Consider the following 20759-nt stretch of genomic DNA (forward strand, 5'->3'; position numbering starts at 1 on the left):
AGGAATCGATATGCTGCAACTGCGTGACGGGCAAGCCCCGGCCACCGCCATTTACCGTGCCGATTACGAGGCTCCGGCCTGGTGGATCGATACGGTGGACCTGACTTTTGACCTGGATCCGGCCAAGACCCGCGTGCTCAGCAAGATGCGCGTGCGTCGCAACCCCGAGGTGCGCGCACAGGCGCTGCGACTGGATGGCGACGAGCTGAATCTGGCGCGGGTGATGGTCAACGGCGGCGGGACCTCTTTCAAGATGGATGGCGACCAGCTGGTGCTGGAGAACCTGCCAGAGGGCAACGAGCCCGTGGAGCTGGAGATCTTCACCACCTGCGCCCCCATCAAGAACACCAAGCTCATGGGCTTGTATGTGAGCGAGGACACGTTCTTCACGCAGTGCGAGGCAGAAGGTTTCCGCCGCATCACCTACTTCCTCGACCGCCCCGACGTGATGGCCATGTATACCGTCACGCTGCGCGCCAGCAAGACCCAGTATCCGGTGCTGCTGTCCAACGGCAATCTGGTGGAGTCCGGCGACCTGGAAGACGGTCGCCACTTTGCCAGGTGGGTCGATCCGCACAAAAAGCCCAGCTATCTGTTTGCGCTGGTGGCCGGCAACCTGGTGGCCCGCGAGCAGAAGATCAAGAGCCGTGCCGGCCGCGATCACCTGCTGCAGGTCTATGTACGCCCCGGCGATCTGGAAAAGACCGAGCACGCCATGAACTCCCTCATGCACTCCGTCGCATGGGACGAGGCCCGCTTTGGCCTGAGCCTGGATCTGGACCGCTTCATGATCGTCGCCACCAGCGACTTCAACATGGGCGCCATGGAAAACAAGGGCCTGAACATCTTCAACACCAAGTATGTTCTGGCCAGCCAGGCCACGGCCACCGACACCGATTACGCCAATATCGAATCCGTCGTCGGTCACGAATACTTCCACAACTGGACAGGTGACCGCGTCACCTGCCGCGACTGGTTCCAGCTGAGCCTCAAGGAAGGCCTGACGGTATTCCGCGATCAGGAGTTCAGCATGGACATGGCGGGCACGGCCTCGGCCCGCGCCGTCAAGCGCATCGACGATGTGCGCGTGCTGCGCACCGTGCAGTTCCCCGAGGATGCCGGCCCCATGGCCCACCCCGTGCGCCCCGACAGCTATATCGAGATCAACAACTTCTACACGGTCACGATCTACGAAAAAGGCGCGGAAGTCGTGCGCATGCAGCACAACCTGGTCGGCCGCGAAGGCTTTGCCAAGGGCATGAAGCTGTACTTCGAGCGCCATGACGGCCAGGCCGTGACCTGCGACGACTTCTCGCAGGCCATTGCCGATGCCAACCCCGACTCAGCCCTGGCCCAGCACCTGCAGCAGTTCCGCCGCTGGTACAGCCAGGCCGGCACGCCCGTGCTCAAGGCCGTGGGCCAGTACAATGCCGAAGCCCGGACCTATACGCTGACGCTGTCGCAAAGCTGCGCACCCACCGTCGGTCAGTCCGAGAAGCTGCCGTTCGTCATTCCTGTGCAAATGGGTCTGCTCACGGCCAGCGGCCAGCCCATCGCCCTGCAATTGCATGGAGAAGAGGCGGCCCAGGCCGTCACCAGCCGCATGCTGGTGCTGACCGAAGCCGAGCAAAGCTTTGTCTTCAGCAACGTGAGCGAAGCTCCCGTGCCCTCGCTGCTGCGCAGTTTCAGCGCGCCCGTGGTACTGGAGCATGAATTCAGCGATGCCGATCTGCTGACCCTGCTGGCCCATGACAGCGACCCGTTCAACCAATGGGAAGCCAGCCAGCGCCTGGGCCTGCGCTATGCCCTGAAGGCAATCACTGCCAGCGGCGAAACCAGTGCCGAAATCCTGCCGGCGGACTTCATTGAAGCCATGCGCCGCGTGCTGCGCGACGACAAGCTGGATGCGGCTTTCAAGGACCTGGTGCTCACGCTGCCGTCCGAGAGCTACATCGCCGAGCAGTTGGCAGAAGTCGATCCGCAGCGCGTGCATGCTGTGCGCGAAGCCATGATCTTGCAGCTCGCGAGTGCCCTGCAGCCCGAGTGGGAGAGCCTCTGGGAAGCCAACCGAGACACCGGTGCCTACCGCCCCGACCATGTCAGCGCCGGACGCCGTGCGCTGGCAGGCCGTGCCCTGTCCATGCTCTGCCTGCAGGCCGCCCGCACCGGCGACACGGTCTGGCCCGGAAAGGCCTACCAGCGCTGCAAGGATGCCGGCAATATGACGGATCGCCTGGCCGCCCTCTCCGCCCTGGTCTACAGCGCCAGCCCCCTGGCCGAGCAGGCGCTGCAGCGCTTCCACGCCCTGTTCAAGCAGGATGCGCTGGTGCTGGACAAATGGTTTGCCCTGCAGGGCGCGGCCAGCGACCGCGGCGGCAATGTGCTTCCCGCCGTCAAGACGCTGATGAAGCATGCCGACTTCCAGATCAAGAATCCCAACCGAGCGCGCAGCCTGATCTTCAGTTACTGCAACAACGCCGGCGCATTCCACCGCACCGATGCGGCAGGCTATGTGTTCTGGGCCGATCGCGTGATCGAGATCGACGGCTTCAACCCGCAAGTGGCTTCCCGCCTGGCACGAGTGATGGATCGCTGGAAAAAGCTGGCCGAACCCTACCGCTCTGCCGCCCGTGAGGCCATCGCCCGCGTGGCCGCCAAGCCCGACCTGTCCAACGACGTGCGCGAGGTCGTCACCCGCGCCCTGGCGGACTGATGGACCTGCACATGCTTGCGCGACACACGGCCCGGGGCTTCCAGGCCCTTGCCGTCGCTGCGGCGAGCATGTCGCCGAGCGCTCAGGCCGCCAGATCCGCTGCGGGATTCGAAGCCCGTTTCGCGCCCTTGTATGCCACCGTCTTCAGCGAAGGCGGCAGCTTCAGCGGGCGTGCCATGAGTGCCGATCTGCAGGCGCTGGAGCCATTGCTGAAAACGCCTGGAGTCGTTGCTCGTGACGCCTTCCGGCTCTACTACACACAAGCCAGCGTCTATGCACGCCGCAACATGCCCGAGGAGGCTGCCAAGGCTGCCGGCTCCGCGCTGGCCGCTCTGCCCGGCCCCCAGGCAGACACCGAGCTGTCCTATGCGCAATTCTTCCTGCGCTACTCCGGCATCCGCTGGCTGGCGGACGCCGGTCAGCATGTGGCGGCGCTCAGGCAGGTCAAGGCCTTTCAGGCTCTGTACCCGCTGCCTCAGATTGCCAGACTACCGGCCGAGATGCGCTGGGACTCCAGCGTGAAGCCTGCCCGGGCCCTGGATTTTCCCAGCCAGATGCAAATTCTCGGCGTCTACGAGGACGAAGGCTATCTGCTGCATGAGCTGGGGCGATTTCGCGAGGCCAGGCTGGCCAACGAGCGGCTGCTTCCCATCGCGCGTGCACGCCTCAGCGCCATGGGCAAGCTGCCACAGCTACGGGGCGTGCTCACCAATATCGCGCAAAATTGCTATGAACTGGGGGATCTGAAGCAGGCTGCGGCCTATCTTCAGGAACGCCTGCAGATTGCGCAAACGGCACAGGACCATGTCACCGTCTACGACAGCTATTTCCAGCTCATGGTCCTTGCCCATGAGCAACAGCAGGAACCGCAGGCCCGCCAATGGCTGGCCCGCTATGAACAATACGCGTTGAGCCAGAAAGACAGCGAGCATCAAGCCCGCGCAAGGGAGCTGCTGGCCGAACTGGAGCAACGCAATGCTCGGCATCCTGGCAAGTGATCGTGCCAGCCCCCGGCCCATTTCAGATTTGCATCGAATTTCAAGGAGTTGAAACATGAAGAAAAACATCAGCCTGACCCGCTACCTGGTCGAGCAGCAACGCGTGGACGGACTCATCCCCGGCCAGCTGCGTCTGCTGCTGGAAGTGGTTGCCCGCGCCTGCAAGCGCATCAGCTTTGCCGTGAACAAGGGCGAGCTCGGCGATGTCATGGGCACGGCCGGCAGCGAAAACGTGCAAGGTGAAGTGCAGAAGAAGCTGGACATCATCGCCAACGAAACCCTGATCGAAGCCAATGAGTGGGGCGGCCACCTGGCGGCCATGGCGTCGGAAGAAATGGAAGGCATCTATGTGGTGCCCAACCGCTACCCCCAGGGTGAGTACCTGCTGATGTTCGACCCCCTGGACGGCTCGTCCAACATCGACATCAACATGTCCATCGGCACCATTTTCAGCGTGCTCAAAAAGCCCGAAGGCCACCCGGGCGTGCATGACAGCGACTTCATGCAGCCCGGTACCCAGCAGGTGGCAGCGGGCTACTGCATCTACGGCCCCCAGACCACCCTGGTGCTGACCGTGGGTGACGGCGTTTCCATGTTCACGCTGGACCGCGAGCAAGGCTCATTCGTGCTCATCGAGGAAAACGTCAAGATCCCCGAAGACACCAAGGAGTTCGCCATCAACATGTCCAATATGCGCCACTGGGATGCGCCCGTGAAGCGCTATGTGGACGAATGCCTGGCAGGTGCCGATGGCCCGCGCGGCAAGAACTTCAATATGCGCTGGGTCGCAGCCATGGTGGCCGACGTACACCGCATCCTGTGCCGCGGCGGCATCTTCATGTACCCCTGGGACAAGCGCGAGCCGCAAAAGGCAGGCAAGCTGCGCCTGATGTACGAAGCCAACCCCATGAGCTGGCTGGTGGAGCAGGCCGGCGGCATGGCCACCAACGGCCGCCAGCGCATCCTCGACATCCAGCCCACACAGCTGCACGAGCGTGTGAGCGTCGTGCTCGGCTCCAAGAATGAAGTGGAGCGTGTGACCCGCTATCATCTCGAAGCCGATGAAAAAGCGCTATAATCTATAGCTTATCGCCGGTGTAGCTCAGTCGGTAGAGCAGCTCATTCGTAATGAGAAGGTCGCGTGTTCGATTCATGTCTCCGGCACCAAGTAAATAAAAGAAAGCCCGCTATCTAAACAGTAGCGGGCTTTTTCTATTTCTGAATCTGTAGGCAATCTGTAGGCACTTTTGAGAAATGCAGCTCAACGCAAGCTGTCCTTTGCCTCATGATTTGTACAGACGTTTGCTGTGTTCTGGTGTTATGGGTGCTACACGTGCTACAGCCTTATTCCATGCGGGTTTGCGGTGTAGCACCATCAAAATGCGTGGTGCTACAGGCGCTACCAATCTCATGCGACCACTGCAGAAAGTCACGGCGATGCGCGGGTTGCTGGCGCTGGTCATCGTTGACCACCATTCCGCTTGGAGCTGACCTGCGTATGTGACCTGGCCGTTGGCAGAAGCCGCTCTTCAAAGCGGACGCTATGCTAAGGGCACCAAGGAAAACCATGCATATCGAATTACTAACTGACAGCAAGCACGCCACCGATACGCTTGTCGCTCTCATGGGCAGTTGTGAGCGGGCAGCATGGGCGGTAGCTTGGGCAACAGAGAACCATAAGGTCTGGGATGCAGCCTATGAACATCGGGCCAAGTTTCGCAATTTCGTTGTAGGCACCCATAATTTCGTGACTACCCCCTCTGTCATCGAGCGCTTCCAGTCGGAACCCAACTTCCGTGTTATCCATGCGACCGGGGCACTTTTCCATCCCAAGCTTTATGCCTTTCGGGTGGGCGAGGACACCGCAGTCGTCATCGGAAGCCACAACCTCACCCGCTCGGCATTCTCCGCGAATATCGAGGCGAGCACGCTTATTCAGGGGAAGGCCTGTGACCCTTCAATGCAGGGATTCTTCAAGTTCATCAGCGACGCGTGGAATGCAGGCAAGGAGGTGACGCCGGAATGGCTCTTCGCATATAAGTCCAACTACGAGCGTGCCAAACAGGCGCACAAAGAGCTCAAGGTGTGGGTTGATGCCAAACCGTCCAAGGCGAAAGATGGCATCCCCGGCCCAGATGAGCTCGATTGGGCCCAGTTCGTGGAGTTGGTGAAGATTGAAAAGTCCGGCTCAACGCACACCCTCGAAGGGCGACTTCGGGTACTAGAGGGCCTTAGGTCCATATTTAGGAAGGTGCCTTCATACAAGGACCTGGACGTCGACGACAGGAAGCGCATCGCAGGGACGATGGGCGAGGCTGACTCGCGCAAGAAAGATGGTGAGGGCTATGACTGGGCATGGTTCGGGGCAATGGCATCGAACGGGTCCTTCTCTACTACGGTCATCAATGACCCCGAAGGCCTTTCGCGCGCCCTTGATTGCATCCCACAGGTAGGGCCGGTACACCGAGAGCACTACGATGCCTTTGTCGAGGTCTTCAAGAATGCGCTGAGCTCAGACCTGTACGCATCGGGGGGCATCGGGAATGGCACTCGCCTCCTGGCCATGAAGCGTCCTGACCAATTCGTATGCCTTTGCTCGCCTAACAAGCGAGGTATCGCTGAGCACTTTAACGTTCCGTTGAATACGACCCTGGACACTTATTGGGAACGCATCGTGCAACGGATTCGTGGCACACGCTGGTGGAATGCCCCGGAACCGTCAGATGCGCTGGAACGTCGTATCTGGGCGGGGCGCGCGGCTCTGCTGGACGCTATCTACTATGACCCAGCTCAACGCAAGTAGGCACCGCACCTTCCCACTTGATTTCAATCGAGCTAAATGGGAAGCGGACGGTCGCCATGAGTGACTGGTTTTGGCGTCGAATTCTGTCGGACAGGGCCAACGAGCTGGTCAACCGGAACCGACATAGGTGGCCAGTTCAATCAGAATGCGCGCGAGCACCCGTAGTGCTTCTGAAAAACGTCCCCCTCTATCTCGTGCATAGAGTTTGTTGCGTGACAACCCTCCTGTCACGCATGTCACGAACGTCGTCCCAATGACATGCTGCATCCAGGTGCCCCCTCCCTACGTCGCCTCCCTTCAACCCAAGCGGTCGGAACCTCTCATCAAACCAGCGCCAGCATTGGCTTGCGAAGGCGCGGCACCGTTGTCTTAGATGTTGTCTGGCAGAAAACATGGGCGACAACGGTGGTTGGGGGAATTGAACCCGCGTCCATGTGCTCTGCACGTCCATCTGGTGCCCCGAACCGGAACCGAACCGGAACTCATCGGCATGGCGACGGTACACCTCGTGAACTTTCTTTGAGGCGTAGTGCAAGGTGCCCCCAGTTTGAGGACTCCCTTCTTTGGAATAGAGGACTGCCGTGATTTCGGGGAGCCTCAGGTACGGCTGCAGGACCTTCGCCCTCATTCAAGACCCTTCGATGCCCCATGGAAGGGGCTTGCATCATTAGAGTGAAGGCAGCGGCGGCGGCACTCTTCGCCGTCGCCCTCTCTGAATCACTAGTGGTGACCTCGGTGAGCTGGATTCCAGCCGCAAGCGCCTCTGCTCTGCGCTTTTGCGAGCCTGCTCAGCCAAGTACACGAGCAGGTCCGTACGGAAAAACACCCAGCCGCGGCCAAACTTCAGTCCAGGCAAATCTCCTTTTCTGGCGAGTGCTTCGATGGTCGCTACATCGCAGAAAAGCAACTCCGCACACTGTCTCGCATCGATTGCGTCGGTCATAAGTCCACCATCGGTTTAAATAACCAACAAAAACCAGCAACGCCCAGTCAAAAGCAGCTGGTCAAGGCTCTCTTCATAATGCCCAAGTGAGGCAGTGCACTCATTACCAAACATAGAGGTCTGCTCATGTCGAAAGCCGAAATGAACTGGCGGTTTGCCGCAGTACACGAATACAACTCCTGGAGGCTGGCATCCTTCGAGTCCCAGGACAATGCAATTACTGGCTCAAAAGGTGCTCACAAGTTGCTCAGCGAGGGTCGATGGGGTACTCCACTTAAGCGGAAAGAAGAAGGCCTAGCACTTGCTGTATTGGTTTGGAAGACTTCCCCTAAGGGGCTCGACGCGACCCCCCTGGAAGAAGACACATCTTCAGCGACGGTCATTCGGCCCGTTCCTGGTGCAAAGAAGCATTTCGAGGAGGTGGTGGTACCCATTGAACAAATCAAGAGCTTCAAAAAGCTCAACGGCCCGACACCCGCTCAAATTGATGACTGGTTTGAGTTTTATAGTGTGGAAGGCACGGAACCTTCAAGCGATTCACAGGAGCCTAGCCTAGTCGAGTTCTACAGCTGGCTGGACAACGCACAACCGCCACTCTCAGCCACAGAAAAGGATGCACTGGTCAAAGTGCGCATCGGTCAAAGTGCCTATCGGCGCCGACTTCTGCGACGTTGGAAGGGCTGTGCCGTAACCGACTGCCGCGAGAAGACGTTGCTAATTGCCTCTCACATCAAGCCCTGGAGCGTGTCCACCCACGTTGAGCGCCTCTCCGTAGACAACGGAATACTCCTGAGCCCAACACTCGACAAGGCCTTCGATGCAGGACTAATCAGTTTTGGGGACGACTTCAAGGTGATGCTTCACTGTAATCTGAGCGTTCACTCGATGGAGGCTCTGCACCTTAAAGCGGATATGCGCCTAAGACAGCAGCATGAAGGCATGAGAGCTTTCTTAAAGTGGCACAGGCAATTTCACGGATTTGAATAAGTGCCTCACGCTCCCAGTTAGGTTAACGATGCCCACTTCTCGCAGAAACCTTTTTGCTCCTTCGCTTTGATTTCCGGTGATTGTTTTTCAAATGTAGGTGGCTGTGACGCGTGGAAGCGGCGTGCAAGAGCTGACAGTCACGCGCGCGTATTGCACTCGAAGGGCGCCGGGAAACTGAAGTTTTATCAAGCTCTCGCGCGCGAGGCATAAAGAAATTCTGGGGCGACTTCAGGTTTTCTCATGTCGGCAAAGGTTCATCAGCCTCAACATTTCTCAACATGCACAGCGCCGCAACCTGAAGTTTTATCAAGTAGGCGGGGATCCTCCCCGTAACATCCCCGTGCTGCAGCCCTTACCGTGGCACTACCGTCCGGGCCGTCCAAAAGCGTTGCCAATGTCAAGTTTTGACAAGTTCTGCTCACATGCGTACCGCGCGGCACATCAAGGTTCTGGTCTTTGAGCCTTGACTTTTCTTAACAGGCACCAGCCTTGCCCTCACCCTTCGGGCAGCTCTCATAGAATGAAACTTCACCAAATAAGGGGGGCGATATGGCTTACACAGGATGGATGTCAGTAAAAATCGATGGCCACGAAAACGAGGTTATGGACATTCCAACACTGAGTGCCGTGCCGCCCTCGGATTTCAAAGACTACGCAGAAACACACTTGCTGTACATCGACCACCATGATGTGATTCGAGCCACAGTGGGCGACTACCCATTCGCAACGTCTGCTGCTCAAGCAGACGAGCTCATCAAGTTGTTGGAAGAGTTCAAGCGGCGGATGGCCTAAACCGGTCTAATTTAGAAAAATCGGCCGCTCATAGCTATCGCGCACATCACCTGCTATCTCTCGCGCGTGATGCGCATCGAAGTTCGACAGCAGTCGCAGGTGAATCCAGCCCCAAGACACACCTCAAGGAGATGTAATGCGCGAAGAGACACCGACCGAATACGAGGTGGACAAGCTCTACCAAGTTAAGAAGGTGGCCGACAACCTGGCTGGCATTCTTGGGGTGGGCTGGGCAGGCTTTGCTTTCATGCTGTCCCAGAATGCGCTCATCGGCGTTGCGGTCGGTGCAGCGCTGGCGCTGCTGGTTCGCGCTCCATATGCCAGGCGGTACAAGGCGGCCAAAGCCTACCTTGACCACCTCACCTCATCATCTGGCGCCAGCAGCTGATATAGGGGCTGACAGCAGGCCGGGTTGAAACCCAGTACTGGGCGCGACCAGTGTGACTGGCGAAAGCAGGCTTTGCTGCATCCTGTTGCTAGACAGAAGACCGCGCATGGCCGGCCTTGCCAAGATGAGCCCCATGGCCCCGACATTGCCAGTTGTCGCCCCTAGAGTTGCAGGCACCACAGCATCAAAGAAACCAAGGCTTGGCACGCTTCCAACCACTTCAGGTGTGCGCATCACCGTGGGAAATGTTCGGCCGGCTTGAGCAATGGACAGCATGTCGCCAGTGAGCGGCTTGCCTCTTTTAAGAGCCGCACCCAATGCTTTTGCATCGATATTCCCCGATGGCGTCAATACCCGCTCCAACTCGTGCACCCGTGCAATTTGTTGCCGCGCATCCCTGAATGCCTGCACAGCTGCTTCGTTTCCTGTCCCTTGCAGGTGGCGCTCGAGTTGGTTCTCAATAGCTGTCGCAGTTTTTCGCGCTGCTCGGCCGGCGGTCTGATTGCCGGCCGCAAACAGGTCACCAGCTCTTTCACGCAAAGTCCTGATGGCATCGACGGCAGAGCTGCTATCCATCGTCTTGACGTTAGCGCCCTTCACAATCTTGGCCACCCCGTTATCCGGGACCAATCCAGGGAAGCTGTTCTTGGTGTTGGCGTATTGCTTGCCGATGTCTCTGAGCTCAGTTCTAAATGCCTTGTCTGGGGTGATGGGGCCCAGATTACGGAGCGTCTCGTAACTCTGCCCTGCCTGTTGGCGCAGGTTGGCCAGAGACTGGCGGGATAGCTCCGCCCCCTCGGGCAATCCAACCGCACGGCGAGCCAAATTGTTGGAGGCCTGCTGGTTGCTTAGCGTCAGCTCTGCATTGAGCTTTGCTCGGTCCAAAGCGCCATCAAGCACACGATTTACCGTCGATGGCTTTGCCTGGCTCGGTGGCAGCTTGTAGCCCGCCTCGATTGCGTCCTTTACTGCCTGGCGGTGCATCTCTGGCATGACTGGGCCGCGGGTCGCCTGCTGCACCGCCTGTCTCGTTGCCGAGACTGCCCCGGGAGCCATGGCCCCAAGCACGCCAGCCACCATCTGCCCACCAATGCCAGCGCCGTTTTGCCTGGCTATCTCCGAAGAAGCTCCACCGGTGGCAGCGCTGGCCAACTGAGCTAGGGGCCGAGACCCCATCCAATTGAGCACCGCTTGCGTGGTGGCGTTAGCCGCCTTTGTCGCCAATGCACCAGCAGCTCCTGCTGCACCGCCAGCGCCAGCCACGGCACGAGTGGCGGTGCCAACAACGTTTTCTAGCTCTCCCTCAGGCTTTGGCAGCCCCATCCAGTCGGCCACGCTCGATGCAATCTGGCTTGTGCTCTTACTGTGCCGAGGTGCTGGGCGCGCGCCTTTTACCAAGTCGCCCATGCTGGTTTTCTCAGGGCCGCTCACAAGTCGCACAAGAGGGTCTGTTATGAAGTCGCGTACTGGCGTAGTAAAGATATCAGCCAATTGCCCTGTGCCTTCCAAGGCATAGCGTCCCGCCAGCCCTACCTGGCGCCCAATAGCGTCCATGGCGCTGCGCTCCTGTGGCGCTGCTGGTACTGGTGTTTTGGCCTTGTAGTCGCGCATCGCGGCTTCAAATGCGGCGCGAGGGTCTGCTCCCGAAGGATTAGATTGCTGTCCAGGCTGCGCGTGAGTTGGGGGCTGCTGCTGTGCAGGTGTGGCAGCCGCCGCGCTGACGTTACGGCCTTGGCCGCCGTACTGCGTTCGGTACTGCTGCATGGCTTGCTCGAATGCTCTGCGGGCATCAGGGCCGGACTGCTGCGGCAGTTCAGCAGCGCCAGCAGACGGAATGATGGTATCCAATGCGCGCTCCACAAAGCCTTGACTGCGCTTGGGCTGGGCGTAGGGGCTACTGGGCAGACTGGCCCAAGTTCTTCCATCTTTTTTCACGGCCGCCCCGAAGTTGCCCGCCAGCACGTCGGGCAGGGAGCCGTTACGGCGCATCAGCTCCAGTGCGGCCAGGTCCTGAGACCTAGGGCCAAAGTCCTGCAGTCCCAACTTGCCAGCCACATCGTCCCAGGTGGAGCCCAGAAACTGATAGGCACCGGCAGCGCTGGTCTTGTTTGGCTTTCCGTCGGTCTGCGTGAAGCTGTGCAGTGTTCGAGGGTGCTGCCGCAGGTCAGGCAACTGGCCGCCGCCGAAGGCCGTGGAGTAAGGAGTGCTGTCCGCCCCTCGGTAGGTACCCTCTGCCTGCTGCAGCATGCGCAGGTACATCTGCGCATTTGTATTGCCCAGTGCCTGGCTGAGCTGCTCGACCGTGTTGATGGAGTTTTGCTGGTTCATGCTCAGTACCCCCATGTGGCCGGGTCTTGGCCCTGACTGGTTAGCACTTGGCGAATCACTTCACGCGGCATGCCTTGCTGCTCATACTCGCGAGCAACAGTTCCCCAAGACTGTCCGCCCGGGTCGTAGCCTTTGGGCATCCTTCCTTGCAGCACTTCGCGCATGTTGGTGTAGTGAGTCTTAATTTTTTGCAGATTGGCCCTCAACTGAGTTTCGCTTTGGCTGGTGTCGAGGTTGGCCACAGTGGATTGCAGGGCCTGCAGCTCCTGTACAGCCACGCTGCCCAGTGCTCCGCCAGTTGGCGAAGCTTCGCGCATAGCTTGCAGTTCCGCAAAGCCGAGGTTGGCTTTGATGGTGCCCAGCGTGGCGCGAAGGTCGCTGGCGCTGCTACCCGGTATCTTGGCTGCAGCAGAGCCACTAAGGCCGGTGGTGAACCAACTGTTCAATTGCTTGTCAGCCTCATCTACGGATGAAATCATGCGGTCCGCTTGAGCAATCGCGCCCTTGGTGCGCATATCTTCCTTCTTGCCGGCGATGGTGGCTTTTTCATCGGCGGGTCCTCCTGGGATAGCCTCGAGTCCGCCATCTGAGCGCCAACGGAAGCCCTGAGGCGGCTTACTGGAGTCGCTAGGCTTGCTCATGTCCCACTGCAAGCGGTCGGCATTGGTCTGAGCATTGGTCGCGCCGCTGACGTCGGAATATGTTGGCGTCTTGCGACCAAGGTCGCGTACTTGGCCGGTCACGGTATCAAAAGAGGCTTGATTGCCGCCAAAGTCCAGCGTCTTGAAGTCGCTGAACGGCTGCGCCCCTGTGTTGATGGTGCGGCCATCCTTGGTGAAGGCTGTCCGGGTGACGCTGCCATCGGGGTTCCGCACGTTCTGGTATTCCTGAATCTGAGGGGCGTTGAAGCCTGAAATGTGGGGCAAGTCAACGGGCTTGACTGCACCAGTTCGCAGCAGTGCTTGAATGTCTGCGTCGTATCCGCCACCCTCACGCGGCTTGATGCTGGAAAAAGCGTTCTGCCGCTCTTGCTCTTTCTGCATGGAGAGCTGGCGCTGGACATCCTCCATAAGCCGGTTTCGCTGCTGCTCTTGTGCCTGGCCATAGGCAGAAAGGCCCAGTAGACCGCCGCGACCAATTGCCTGTGCGGTGGTGCCGCGGCTGGCCAGAGCACCGAAGCCAGCGCCCAGCAAGCCTTGAGCAACCGGGGAACTCAGCAGGCCCATGAAGCCGCTCGGCTCCTGCTGCTGTTTGGTTTGATTGAGGATTGAAAGCCAGTCGGCTGGGGTTGTGGAGCCGGGAAATTGCTGGTTCATGTTGCCTCCCTTAAATGTCCTGCAACTCAATGGCACAGAAGGTCACGAGGTGGGCGCGAATCTGGCGTAGCCCTGCAATCTCAAAGGCGGTATTCATCAGCTCGGAAGCCTCATCGCCCGTCTGCATGCCATTCCAACTGGCCATCAGAATGATGCTTTCCCCTTGCTCGATGGCGCAATCCACATGTGCAGCCAGCACGTCGAAGCGGGTGTGCTGGTCTACAAGTAGCAGGGCAGAGCGAATGTCGCGCATCTGCAGGCGGGCCAGTTCGGCCGCCTCGGATTGTGGGTCTTGGGCTTCGGTGGCCACACACACGGCCAGCAGCGCCAACAAGTGGGTACGCAATCGCGCTAAGCGTTCGCCCTCTGCACCATTGGGTATGGCAATAGCGCCATCAGTGCCAGGCAGCAGACAGTCTGCGTGCCAAGAGAAGCCAGCGGGCGCGACAGCGCCGGCAGGAACGTGGAAAGTGTTGGATGGGCAAGTAACTGCCATGAGTAGTCCTCGAGAATGGTCTGAGGCGTAGCCGTGCCCCCTAAGACGTGGCAGCGCAGGCCTAAAGGCCGCACGCTGAAACACTGTCCAAACCAGTCCGAATCACTCAGGACATTTCGCAGTTTGCAGTTTGTTTGCCACTGGACCGAGTCACTCAGGCCCAGGCAAGATTCGTATCAATAACTGTATGCGTTCACAGGATTGTGCAATGCGCCGAAAAAGGCATCAAGGCTTTACCACCGGTGTGTTGGTGAAATAGGCGCTGACAAGCTCGGCGGTGGTCTTGCGGCTTAGTCCGAGTGCGCGGGCAATGCCCTCCAGTCGCCGCTTTTCCACCACCAGCGCGTCGCGCGCAGCCCCTGCTGTGCTCTGCTGCAGTAGCGTGGCCTGTGCCGCTTGCTTGGCAGCGCTTGCCCTTGCTGCCTGGTGCACCAGCGATAAGCCCGGTGCAGGCATTTGCATAAGTGGGGCTTGTGCGGCCTCAGTCTTGCAGCTCATCGTTCTGCCCCTGTTGCATGGCCCTGCGCTTGCGCTGTACGTGGTATGAGGTCAACACCGCATGCACCACAACATCAAGGCCAGCGCGAGCCTCTCCGTTTCGGTCAGCCCATGCCTTTGGAGTGAGTTCACCAGCAAGGGCAATGCTGTCCCCATCGCCCAGCGCCAGCAGTGCTGCAACGGCATCCGGTGCGAAGGCAATGCAGTTGGCAAAGAGCACATCCCCGCTGGCGCTTGCCGCGCGCACCTTTGCGATGACAAAGGGCTTGTCATTGCGCCCCATGCGCTGCTCTGGTTGGCCGTGCAGCCTCCCGGCAATGAGTCCGTCCATCATGCTGTGCCCTCCTGTGCGGAATAGGCCTTCTCCGGCTGCACCACGTACACCCGGACATTGCGGCTGTGAATGCGCTTTTGCTTGGCACTCTTTCCGTCTGCGCCAGGACTCAGCACTCCCGCCTGCTGAAGTACCTTGAGCGCGCGGGCAAAGTCAAAGCCTTTCAGGGCCTCGCGCATGCCATCTTTGGTGAACAAGTACAGCACTCCATCGGCGGTGCCTTCCCACCACCCAGCCCGGTCACGCACAGTGGCCTGCTGACGGTCCTCGTAGGGGCCAGTGGCATCAGAAAACCGGCTATCACCGTGGCGCTCGATGAAGCCCAGCACCGCCTGCACCACCTGGTCCTGCTCGGCATTACCAGACACCTCTCCGCGCTGCGTCAGCCAGGCTGCAAAGCCCACCTCTGCAGCGCTAGTGGCCTCGCCTTCGTCCCAACCTGTGATTCCGTATGCGGTGGCCAGCTCACCAGCCAGCGCCAGCACTGCCAGGCGTGCGGCAGCGCGTGCCGGCTGCCCGTCACCGCTGTCTATGCCGGCCAGCAGTTGCGCCTTAATAGCCTCTAGGCTCTGCACCATGTCTGAGGTGTCGCGGCTGAGTTTCTCCAGGAATGCCCTGCCAGCGGTTCCGTATTGCTGGCGACTGGCGCGCTTGATGGCATCGGAGAATGCTGGGCCGTTGGGGTGGCCATGCAGGTTGTCCCATGCACCATGGATTCGCTGAACAGGAATGTCCAGCAGGCGCACCGCCTGACCAGCTTTCACCCGCTGGCCGGCATCAGCCATGCTGGTGGCTATGCTGCGCTCCCCGGTCGAAAGTACAGAGGTGCGCCAGCGCGTCACAGCCCGTGCACCGCCGGTGCGGCCTGCGCGCTGTTTGCCTCGGCCGTTGCCCAGCATGTAGACCACCTCGCCGACGTCGCGCGCGTCGCACTCGCTAATTTCATCCAGCGCCAGCATGCTGTCATTGAACAGGCTGGCACTGGCCTCCAGGCCGTTGGCCGTGGCTCTCCAGCTGCGGCGGTAGCTGTCGCCTCCCATCACGCTGCAGGCCCCCTGCAGGGCCGTGGTCTTGCCGGTGGAGCTGTCGCCAATCAAGTGCACACCGCCCGACTCTGCGCCCACCAGCGCCAGCACTGGGCCAGCAAAGGCGGTGCACAAGCCCAACACCAGCACAGGATTGCCCACGGCCGGGGCCGCAATGCTCCGGCGCCAGCCTTCTAGCGTGCCGCGTTGGCTGTACTCATCCGAATGCAGGGACTGTGCTTGAAACGTAACTTTCCCAGCTTGGGGGCCAATGACGGTATCCGGCAGGGCAAAGGCTTTGAACTGCCCGCCAGCCCAGCCGGTTTGCATGACCGCCTCCATCTTGCGGGCGGGCACCTGGCTTTGCAGATAGGTGGCCAGCGTGTTGCGGCCTGCGTTGCTGGGGTCGAGGTGCACCCCCATGGAGAGCAGCACGCCGCGCAGGTCGCTGGTGTCGCCGCGCAGCATCTCCATCGGCATGGCCCAGGTCTTCCACTTGCCCAGCGTATTGCGAAAGCGCAGCAGGCGGCCAAAGTTAGCCCCTGCGCTGTCGTGTGTCACAGCGTCTACATGCAGAGGGCTGCAAATCCACTGCTGCACCAGCGTGGGCGGGTTGTCGCCCTTGCTGGGCTTGAGACCGAAGTGCCAGACCCCAGCGCGGTACTTGCTGCCGTCGCTGGCGGTGTACTCATCGTCCAGCACCACGTAGCGCGGGCGCTCCTGCTCGCCGGGGATAGGGTTGTATGCGCTGGCGCTGGGTGCATCTACTACTGTGTCAACGTCCACGGCATCGATGGCATCCTGGGTTTCAAACGTCATAGGGCAAGCCCTCCAATACTTCGGCAAAGCACTCGCACACAGCGCCAGCACCAGCCAGCAAAAACAGGTCGTTAAAGTCGGTGGCCTTACGAGGCCGGCCAGCCGGGAAACTAGGTATAGAAACCAGCCCGCCAACGGCCAATGCAGCGGCATGGGCGGAAGTCAGCCCAGGATTGCCTTCGGTAGCGTGGTCATCGTCGGCCGCCAGGATGATGGGCAAGACCGGGAACTTACGGCGCAGAGCCTGAGCAACAGGTCCCAGGTTGCTGGCGCTGAATGCAGTGGCCACGGCCAAGCCGGTGGCGGCGTGGACGCTGTGCGCTGTGGCCATGCCCTCGCACACCACAATGGCCCCAGCAGGACGGCCCACGCTGTGATAGCAGCCGTGCACACGCCCTCCGGCCATAAAGCGCTTTTCACCTGCTGCGGTAATGGTCTGCAGGCTGTGCAACGTGCCGCTGGTGTCGCGCATGGGCACCAGCAGCATGGAGCCCTCAGCTCGCAGGCCGAAAGACTGGATGCCTTTGGCAACCAAGTATGGGTGCTGGGCCGTGGCGATGGCGGCCTCCCACCGTGCTGCAGCTGTTACCTGCGTTTCACGGTAACGCTGCTGTAACGTTACATCCCTCTGCCGCTTGGCCTCCTGCACTCGCAGGCGCATGGTGTCACGCTCTGCCTGGGTCAAAGTACTTTCAGCCTTGCTGCACCATGTCTCGGTCAGGCCGGTGCGCCAGCAGCCAAACATGCCCGCGGGCAGGCCATCGTCATGCAGCACATACCAGCCAGCTGAATCGCTGCGCTTACCTGTAGCGCTGAAGCGGTGGAGCTGGCCGTCTGCTTGGATGGCGGCCGGCGCAACCAAACCTGCTGCCTCGATGGCTTGGATGAAGCGGTCCCCAATCATGTGAGCCCCTCCACTACCCGGCGCATGTCTGCCGTTTTTCGCTCGTCGTCGCCGCCTGTGACAGACATAGCAACGCTGTTCAGTTCGAGGATGCGCAGCACCATGGAGCGCATAAACAGCCACTCAGGTTCTGTCGGAAGGTTTTCCACTAGGTGTCGACCAATGGAATCAATTTCGTAGGTGCTAAACAGCACCAGTTGCTCTCGTTCGGCCTTCTGTTTTGGGGTAAATGCGGCCTCTATCATGCTGCACCTACTTTCTTAAGTGCCTTTGCATTTGCGCTTTCCAGGTCCGCATCGGCATCAGTGGCTAAGGCAAACAGAGCGTCAATGAGACCGAACTCTAAGTTGTCGCCGAGACTGAAGGCATCACGGTCTGCGGCTGCCATCAAAATGCCGGTAATGGCCCTGATGCCACGCATACGCCGCGTAATGCTCTGGACTTCGCAGGCTTGTAGCGTGATAGCGCTGTGGTAGCCGCAATCGGATTGCAGAAGATACAAGTCGTGCAGGTTGAGGGGCTTGGGCTGGGCCTCGGCTCCTTCCACACCAACTATCGGCGTCTCCAAGTCTTCGCGATGCTTGCCAACGGCCTGATTTGTGCATGCGGCAGCCTTCACTGCCTCAATAGCAGCGTTATTTCGTGCATTCATGATTTAACCCTCTGGGTAGATTGAGGATGTGGTGCGCGATGCAGCGTGGCGGCCTTGGTGGTGCCACAGTTCAGGAGGAGTGGCAGCTAGCCAGCGACGCACAATCTCGCGGCCTACGCGCTCAGCAAATTCGGCAGGGTTGGCCTGTGCGATATGCCACAGCTGCGCCAGATAACTGTCGTTGATGCCTGGCAGCTTGTCAGCGTCAATCTGAAAGGTGATGCTGGAGGTAGTCATATGGCTGAGCCCTCCAGCGCCAGCGACAGGCCGCGCAAGGCGGTCAGAGCTTGAATGGCTTTGCGGCGCGCGCCAGGGACATTGGCTGCCGGCTGGCGCAGGTAGAACACGGCCATGGACAGCGCGTTATGCGCGTCGGCATGCAGTTGGATAGGGTCAGGGGTGCCCATGGCGGGCGTGGATGCAGCGGCGCGGATGGCCGTGGTAGTGGACATGGTCTTGGCTCCTGAGCGAGTCAAAAGAACCACCATTTGCGTTTCTACGCGCAGTTGGTGGAGCATGGCGGTTAGAAACACGAGCTCAGCCGTGCGGACATCCTTACGGGTAGCCCCCGCCATGCCCCGTAACCGTTGAACTGGTGCATGCGGACGCACCAGTCCCAAGAATTTGGGCATGACAAAACCCCGCTTACAGGTGGGGGCTGCAACCTCTGAGCTAATGGTGTTTCTACGCACCGGGCCTTTCGGCTTAGCGCGATTCTGCCACGAAGCGCAGCGCGAATGGAAGGGGGTATGCATTACGCACCCCCCTTTTGATTCCCAACACCAGGTTCGGCGTAACCTCGGGTGCCGTTAATTGCAGCTGCAAGGCGATAGGCCTCAGGGGCTTTAGCGCGAAGAGCTTTGCGAGCCTTGTGAACCTCGGCACACCATTCACCAGCACCAGCAGCGCGGGCTTCATGGATGCAATCAACAGGCAGGCGGTATGCGGCAACCAGCGCCATGCGACCGTCAGCACAGCCGGTTGCGCGAGTCTCGGCAGCAATAGGCCAGCCGTAGCGGTTGCTGAGGTAATGCACGTGGGCAGCAGCACGCATGGTGCTGGCATCGTCTAAGGTATCGACAGCCGTCAGAACCTCTCCAGCCAACAAATGGGCCAAAACTTCTGCGCAGGCGCTGCTTTTTTGGCTGGGGTATGTGAGAATGCGCTTGCTACCGGCGCTCAGTTCTGCATTTTTGTGGGGCTGGGCGTTATTTTTTTGAGTCATGGTTACGCCACTCCCAAAACACGTCGAATATCTTCGACCTTCCAGCCCAGGCGATTTCCCACGCGAATGGGGCTCAAGGGTCCGTTCTCATTGCAGGCCCAGGTGCGTAAGGTCTGAGGGCGACGCAGCAGGTAGTGCGCAGCCTGCTCTGTAGGGACTGTAGGGCGGCTCACAGCTTCCAGCGGTGGGAAGACCTGTGTTTTAGTAGCCGTGTCGGCTTGCGTTTGCATCTGTTCGCACCTTTCAGAGTTTTGGTGCGTTGATGCTCGTTTTTGTGCTCCGAAATACGTAGCTTGGCGTGCTTATCGTGCCTCTAGAGTGCTTGTCGAGCGCCTATCGTGCTTATCGTGTCAAACGTGCCGCTCTGTCATTCGAGCGATGGCCTCTCTTAGCGCTGCAAGGTCCACAGTCTTCACATCGCCATTGCTGGCGTAGTATTTCAAGCCATCCTGCATAACCTCGAAAATCTCCGCAGGTTTGGATGTGCTCCATTCATCCAAAACATCCCTTGGTGTCGGACGGCGTAGCCGGCCTTTCTGCCATTCGTTGTACAGGAGCTTGTAAAGCGGGGCACTGTATGGTGAAAAACGCTTCGGCCTTTTGACTACCCAGTCTTGGGTCTCAGCCTTCCCTCGCCTCTCGGCCACCTGAATAGCTTCAACCTCCGCCCTTGCTGCTTCTATTTCTTCATCAGTCCAATCAGGTGGAGCCTTTTCTTCGTCGCCGCACCATATCCGAGCCGTCATGGACAATGGAGTGGGGCGCGATTCTGCAGAAACTGACTCGGGCTCAATACTCAGTTCAACGAAACTACCTGAACGCTTCAGATACTCCTCCAGGTCCTTCATGCTGACCACTGCATGCTGAGCGTTGACATAGCTAGGTAAGCGTTCCCCGGTGATAGGGTCACGTATTGGAAGTTCACCCCTAGTTATTGCGGCGTTGATGGAGGACTCGTAACGCACCAAGTTGAGACCCAACTCTAGCTCATAGATTGCCCACTCTTCATCATCCTCATCCGGGTGCGGGGGAGGATTGCGGGTAACAGCATCCGCCAATAGGCAGTGCAAATCTGAAACCGGAATTGCTATTTTTTTGGCCGGCCAGATGATTTTTTTCATTTCTAGCGGCATTCCGCTACGCCCCCCAGGCGCCGACAAATCGTCCCGAGTTATCTCTGTGTTAGCGCTGGCAAACATGCGCCCCCCACGCAGTGGAGTAATAGGTGGTGGCGCTTCAGTTGTTAACTTAATGCCAGCCTGAACGAGTATTCGACGTCGCTCTTGTCGGGGTAGCGTTTCAAGCTGTTTGTACAACTCGGCCAATTCAGCGGCTTGTAGGGCTTCGCTTTCACACTGTTGCGCCTCTCGTTGCTTTTCCTCTTCTCGATTGGCTAACGCCAAGCGCAGCCTCTCTACCGGGCTCTTGTTCTCGCTCACTTTTGCACCCCTTCTGGTGCCCTTCAAGAAACGCCCTGGCAGGCGGGTGAAGGTTCCCCCGCTTTTCGGTTCGCGGGCCTAGCCAGGGGTATCAAACAT

At 59.5% G+C, this 20759-nt stretch carries 21 protein-coding genes and 1 tRNA gene; 8 read left to right on the forward strand and 14 right to left on the reverse strand.

Going from position 1 to position 20759, the window contains the following annotated elements; all coding sequences use genetic code 11:
- Positions 1-10: 10 nt before the first annotated feature.
- From pepN to E2583_RS05590, 5 genes are all read left to right on the forward strand, one after another.
- The gene (gene pepN, locus E2583_RS05570; RefSeq protein WP_291593872.1) at positions 11-2713 is read left to right on the forward strand and encodes an aminopeptidase N; all 2703 of its coding nucleotides are present in this window, start codon (positions 11-13) and stop codon (positions 2711-2713) included.
- Positions 2714-2724: 11 nt separating this feature from the next.
- Entirely contained in the window at positions 2725-3711 is a 987-nt protein-coding gene (locus tag E2583_RS05575) for a hypothetical protein (protein ID WP_291593873.1), read from the forward strand.
- 55 nt (positions 3712-3766) lie between these two features.
- Positions 3767-4789 carry a class 1 fructose-bisphosphatase gene (locus E2583_RS05580; RefSeq protein ID WP_291593875.1) on the forward strand — a complete coding sequence of 341 codons (1023 nt, stop codon included), beginning with the start codon at positions 3767-3769 and terminating at the stop codon, positions 4787-4789.
- Between the two features lie 13 nt (positions 4790-4802).
- A tRNA-Thr gene (locus E2583_RS05585) sits at positions 4803-4878 on the forward strand.
- 376 nt (positions 4879-5254) lie between these two features.
- Positions 5255-6514 (forward strand): phospholipase D family protein, encoded by a 1260-nt coding sequence (locus E2583_RS05590; protein WP_291593877.1) that lies wholly within the window; start codon positions 5255-5257, stop codon positions 6512-6514.
- 667 nt (positions 6515-7181) lie between these two features.
- Here E2583_RS05590 and E2583_RS24660 read toward each other — a convergent pair.
- Complete coding sequence (locus E2583_RS24660; RefSeq protein ID WP_367158583.1) at positions 7182-7457, reverse strand: helix-turn-helix domain-containing protein; 276 nt, start codon at positions 7455-7457, stop codon at positions 7182-7184.
- A gap of 126 nt (positions 7458-7583) precedes the next feature.
- Between E2583_RS24660 and E2583_RS05595 the strand changes: the two genes are divergently transcribed.
- The 3 genes from E2583_RS05595 to E2583_RS05605 all read left to right on the forward strand — a co-directional run bounded on the left by E2583_RS05595 (position 7584) and on the right by E2583_RS05605 (position 9624).
- Positions 7584-8444 (forward strand): HNH endonuclease, encoded by an 861-nt coding sequence (locus E2583_RS05595; RefSeq protein ID WP_291593878.1) that lies wholly within the window; start codon positions 7584-7586, stop codon positions 8442-8444.
- 549 nt (positions 8445-8993) lie between these two features.
- Positions 8994-9236 (forward strand): hypothetical protein, encoded by a 243-nt coding sequence (locus E2583_RS05600; protein WP_291593879.1) that lies wholly within the window; start codon positions 8994-8996, stop codon positions 9234-9236.
- A 136-nt stretch (positions 9237-9372) separates the two neighbouring features.
- A complete protein-coding gene (locus tag E2583_RS05605; protein ID WP_291593880.1) occupies positions 9373-9624 on the forward strand; it encodes a hypothetical protein in 252 nt (83 codons plus the stop codon).
- Here the strand turns inward: E2583_RS05605 and E2583_RS05610 are convergent.
- From E2583_RS05610 to E2583_RS05675, 13 genes are all read right to left on the reverse strand, one after another.
- Entirely contained in the window at positions 9604-11952 is a 2349-nt protein-coding gene (locus E2583_RS05610) for a glycoside hydrolase family 104 protein (RefSeq protein ID WP_291593882.1), read from the reverse strand. The genes E2583_RS05605 and E2583_RS05610 overlap by 21 nt on opposite strands.
- Before the next feature lie 2 nt (positions 11953-11954).
- Positions 11955-13268 (reverse strand): hypothetical protein, encoded by a 1314-nt coding sequence (locus tag E2583_RS05615; RefSeq protein WP_291593884.1) that lies wholly within the window; start codon positions 13266-13268, stop codon positions 11955-11957.
- Positions 13269-13278: 10 nt separating this feature from the next.
- Complete coding sequence (locus E2583_RS05620) at positions 13279-13764, reverse strand: hypothetical protein (protein WP_291593886.1); 486 nt, start codon at positions 13762-13764, stop codon at positions 13279-13281.
- 225 nt (positions 13765-13989) lie between these two features.
- Positions 13990-14226 carry a hypothetical protein gene (locus tag E2583_RS05625; RefSeq protein ID WP_291593888.1) on the reverse strand — a complete coding sequence of 79 codons (237 nt, stop codon included), beginning with the start codon at positions 14224-14226 and terminating at the stop codon, positions 13990-13992.
- 19 nt (positions 14227-14245) lie between these two features.
- The gene (locus tag E2583_RS05630) at positions 14246-14593 is read right to left on the reverse strand and encodes a single-stranded DNA-binding protein (RefSeq protein ID WP_367158584.1); all 348 of its coding nucleotides are present in this window, start codon (positions 14591-14593) and stop codon (positions 14246-14248) included.
- Entirely contained in the window at positions 14593-16440 is a 1848-nt protein-coding gene (locus E2583_RS05635) for a DUF927 domain-containing protein (RefSeq protein WP_291593891.1), read from the reverse strand. Before E2583_RS05635 ends, E2583_RS05630 begins: the two co-directional genes overlap by 1 nt.
- Positions 16430-17344: a toprim domain-containing protein gene (locus tag E2583_RS05640; protein WP_291593893.1), complete on the reverse strand. Its 915-nt coding sequence runs from the start codon at positions 17342-17344 to the stop codon at positions 16430-16432. Before E2583_RS05640 ends, E2583_RS05635 begins: the two co-directional genes overlap by 11 nt.
- Positions 17341-17589, reverse strand: coding sequence for a hypothetical protein (locus tag E2583_RS05645; RefSeq protein WP_291593895.1), 249 nt, complete (start codon positions 17587-17589; stop codon positions 17341-17343). The genes E2583_RS05640 and E2583_RS05645 overlap by 4 nt, the downstream gene beginning before the upstream one ends.
- Entirely contained in the window at positions 17586-17996 is a 411-nt protein-coding gene (locus tag E2583_RS05650) for a hypothetical protein (RefSeq protein ID WP_291593897.1), read from the reverse strand. The genes E2583_RS05645 and E2583_RS05650 overlap by 4 nt, the downstream gene beginning before the upstream one ends.
- A 3-nt stretch (positions 17997-17999) precedes the next feature.
- Positions 18000-18233, reverse strand: a complete 234-nt coding sequence (locus E2583_RS05655) for a hypothetical protein (protein ID WP_291593899.1) — start codon at positions 18231-18233, stop codon at positions 18000-18002.
- A complete protein-coding gene (locus E2583_RS05660; RefSeq protein WP_291593901.1) occupies positions 18230-18448 on the reverse strand; it encodes a hypothetical protein in 219 nt (72 codons plus the stop codon). Before E2583_RS05660 ends, E2583_RS05655 begins: the two co-directional genes overlap by 4 nt.
- 302 nt (positions 18449-18750) lie before the next feature.
- Positions 18751-19221 (reverse strand): hypothetical protein, encoded by a 471-nt coding sequence (locus tag E2583_RS05665; RefSeq protein WP_291593903.1) that lies wholly within the window; start codon positions 19219-19221, stop codon positions 18751-18753.
- Positions 19222-19571: 350 nt separating this feature from the next.
- Complete coding sequence (locus E2583_RS05675) at positions 19572-20660, reverse strand: hypothetical protein (RefSeq protein WP_291593907.1); 1089 nt, start codon at positions 20658-20660, stop codon at positions 19572-19574.
- Positions 20661-20759 lie beyond the last annotated feature (99 nt).

It is taken from the genome of Comamonas sp. (assembly GCF_009360615.1).
In the GTDB taxonomy this organism is placed as follows: Bacteria; Pseudomonadota; Gammaproteobacteria; order Burkholderiales; family Burkholderiaceae_C; genus Comamonas.